This window comes from Christiangramia sp. (assembly GCF_029937855.1).
In the GTDB taxonomy this organism is placed as follows: domain Bacteria; phylum Bacteroidota; class Bacteroidia; order Flavobacteriales; family Flavobacteriaceae; genus Christiangramia.
Genome location: NZ_JAPYPC010000069.1, coordinates 1 through 3,315, shown reverse-complemented (window position 1 = coordinate 3,315; position 3,315 = coordinate 1). Strand labels below are relative to the sequence as shown.

The following is a 3,315-nucleotide window of genomic DNA, read 5'->3' as shown; positions in this document are numbered from 1 at the left end:
AAACTTGCGCATGGTTCCTGTGCTGTTTTTATAGCGTACGGGAAGTTAAGCGTAAGTAAAAACAGCATAGGGCGCGTCCTACTTATGCAACAAAATTTACTGTGAAAAATTGCCTTTTTATAAGGCCCTCCAAAGCATTTACTGTAAAAATTAGGATAATTTGACACAAGGAATTTGTCATGTCAAATGCTACCTACTTTTTTCAGCCACTGATAATAATCAATCTAAATTTTAGGATTCTATAAACCTTATCTCACTACCGAAAAAAGGCATTATGCATTTTGCCATTATTCAGCCTTACCTGGCCGGATCAAGTTGCACTAGTAATCTTCTATAAGGATAAGATATATTAGTAAATTTTCAACGGGTTATGTTGCTTTCTTCATTAATTAAAGCTTCCGCATCTATATTTTTTAAACCATCTATAATTTTGTTGAATTCAGCAGTGGTTTCATCTATTTTCCTTCTAACATTTTTCATATCAGAATTCTTATTTTCGAAGTACTGCTGACATTCTTTAAGTAGTCTTGCCAGGCGGTCTGATTGTATATAATATACGGACATAGTACTCTTATGAATGAGTTCCGAAATTTTTACATCATCTTCTAATTTTACAGCCTCCATAAAATTAACGTGGTAATCTTCAAATGCTATCGAGGTATTTTGAATGAATTTTCTTAGGAAGTCAGGTTTTTCATTTGCCATCTTTACAAATCTGGATAAATCAAAGGATTTCTCAGAATTTTCAGGGTCAACTTCGGTATTTATAGAAGTTTTAATTTTTCCAGATTCAATGGTCTTTTTTTTCTGTTTTTTGTTGGTAATGATATAACTTGATATTACCCTATGGAGATCTCCAGGCCCAAACGGTTTACTAATAAAATCATCTATCCCAGCACGATCTAGTTCAGATTGTATGTTCTCCTTATTGGTAGCAGATAAGGCAAGGATAACAGGTTGTTTATCCAGATGAAGGTTTCTAATCGTAGATGAAGCTTCAAAACCATTAATAACAGGCATATGGAGATCCATTAATATTACATCGTATTTTTTTTTCTTAGCCGCTTCGATAGCCTCACTACCATTTTCTACAGTATCAAAATTAATTTTCCAGTCTTTTAAATATTCAGAAATAATAAGAATATTTACCGGATTATCTTCTACAATTAATAATTTGGCCTGATCAATTTTCTTTTTATCCGACTGACTGTCTTTATTTATTCCACTTATTTCTTTCCTGGATGGCTTATATATCTCGTAAGCAATGTTAAAACTAAATTCAGATCCTTTATCTATTTCACTCTTAACTTTTATTTCACTGTCATGTAATCGTAATAATTGCTGAGATATACTTAGCCCAAGTCCTGTACCACCGTATTCTGAATTTAAATCATAATTAGCCTGGGAAAATTCTTCAAAGATACTTTGTAATTTATTTTCAGGAATTCCCGTCCCTGTATCAATTATTTTAAACTCAAGGTCTAGTTTATTTTCCCTATTCTTTCCTGGGTTGAGCAGCAACTTAACATATCCATCACAGGTAAATTTTATGGCATTTCCAATGAGATTTGTTAGTACCTGATTAAGTTTAATTGGATCACCAATAATATAATTTGGAATATTCTCATCGATTTCAGCTAAGAGCTGGATACCTTTTTCTTTACATTTTAATTCAAAAGTGTGAATTATACTATTTACCACCGTGCGAATAGCAAAAGGCTTTTTTTCAAGATGAAGAGCCTGAGCTTCCAATTTGCTTAAATCAAGTAGATTATTAACAAGTCCTAAAAGATTTTCTGAAGATAATTTAAGAATATCAACAAATTCTTTTTGTTTTGCAGTTAATGAAGTTTTAGCCAAAAGATTCCCAATACCAAGGACTCCATTCAAAGGTGTTCTAATTTCATGGCTTATGGTTGCAAGAAAATCAGCTTTGTCTTTTGCGGTTTTTTCCGCTTTAATCTTTGCATTATAAAGTTCCTGTTCATACTTCTTCCTATCTGAAATATCATAAACTGAAGCTCTATAGCGATTTTCCGTACCAGCAGAACCTTTTATTTCCTTAACATTGATAAGTGCAGGAAAAGTAGAATTATCTTTTTTCCGAATTTCAAAATTGATTTCATTAGCAAAACCCTGAATTCTTATTAAAGGAAAAAAATGTGTTTCAAAGAACAATTTTCCACCCATATTGAAGAGTTCATAAATTTTCTTTTTTTCTAGAATTTCGTCCCGATCAAACCCCAGCCATTTTAAAAGCGTGGCATTAATATTATATATTGTGCCATCATTTTTAAATGATGCATACCCACAGGGAGCATCGTGATACAGCTCTTCTGCAGATTCAAAAAATTCAGATTTTGAACTCCTACTGTCATTCATTTAATCAGCCTTTAGTAAATATTCTTTAATGGCTTTAATTGTTTCCTCCGGGGCACTTAGATTAGGACAGTGACCAGTTGCATCAATAATTCGCAATTTACTTTTGGAAATTTTATTGTAGACATATTCGGCTACTCCTATGGGCGTTATAGCATCTTCTTTGCACTGAATAATTAGAGTGGGTATCTTGAGCTTCACCAAATCGTCACGGTTATCAGATAAAAAGGTAACCTTCGCGAAGTGCTTTGCAATTTCCGGATTGGTACGGCAAAAGCTATTTGTTAATTCTTCTCCCAGCTCTGGTCTCTCATGATTTCCCATAATTGCTGGTGCCATATTCGAAGCCCAGCCTAAATAATTATTGTCCAATGTACTTAATAGTTCATCAATATCCTCTTGATTAAAACCGCCCTGATATCCATTTTTATTAATGTAACATGGAGATGGACCAATCATAATAATATTAGCAAATTTTGATGGATCTTTGGTTGCAGCCAGTAACGCAATCATCGAACTAACTGAATGACCAATCAGGATAATATCCTTTAATTTTAATACTTCACAGATCTCTAATATATCATCTGCGTATCCCTGAAGGCTGCTATATTTTTCTTTATCATAACATAATTCATCTGAATTACCTGCTCCAACGTGGTCAAACAGGATTATTTTATAATCGTCTAGAAACGCAGGAAATACGAATCTCCACATATTTTGATCACACCCATAGCCATGAGCAAACATAATAGGCTGATCACCATTACCTTTTATTTTTACATTATTGCGTTTTAAAACATCTGTTTGATTGTGAACAGTCATAAAGAGTAGCTTAAGAGAACGAAATTATAACTTAAAAAGTTAAGATATTAATTTTATTAATATGCCATGTTCAAGTGATAAATGCAACTGGCCAAGTTGATTTTAATTTTTCTA

General features: G+C 32.9%; 2 protein-coding genes. Both read right to left on the bottom strand.

Translation table 11 applies throughout. The features are described 5' to 3' along the window. Positions 1-360: 360 nt before the first annotated feature. Positions 361-2,382: a PAS domain-containing hybrid sensor histidine kinase/response regulator gene (locus Q1K34_RS17880; protein WP_300442087.1), complete on the bottom strand. Its 2,022-nt coding sequence runs from the start codon at positions 2,380-2,382 to the stop codon at positions 361-363. Next, the gene (locus Q1K34_RS17875) at positions 2,383-3,201 is read right to left on the bottom strand and encodes an alpha/beta hydrolase (RefSeq protein WP_300442084.1); all 819 of its coding nucleotides are present in this window, start codon (positions 3,199-3,201) and stop codon (positions 2,383-2,385) included. Positions 3,202-3,315 lie beyond the last annotated feature (114 nt).

Coding starts and splice junctions, on each gene's coding strand:
- Q1K34_RS17880 (WP_300442087.1), bottom strand. CDS start 2,382: ATGAATGACAGTAGGAGTTCAAAATCTGAATTTTTTGAATCTGCAGAA.
- Q1K34_RS17875 (WP_300442084.1), bottom strand. CDS start 3,201: ATGACTGTTCACAATCAAACAGATGTTTTAAAACGCAATAATGTAAAA.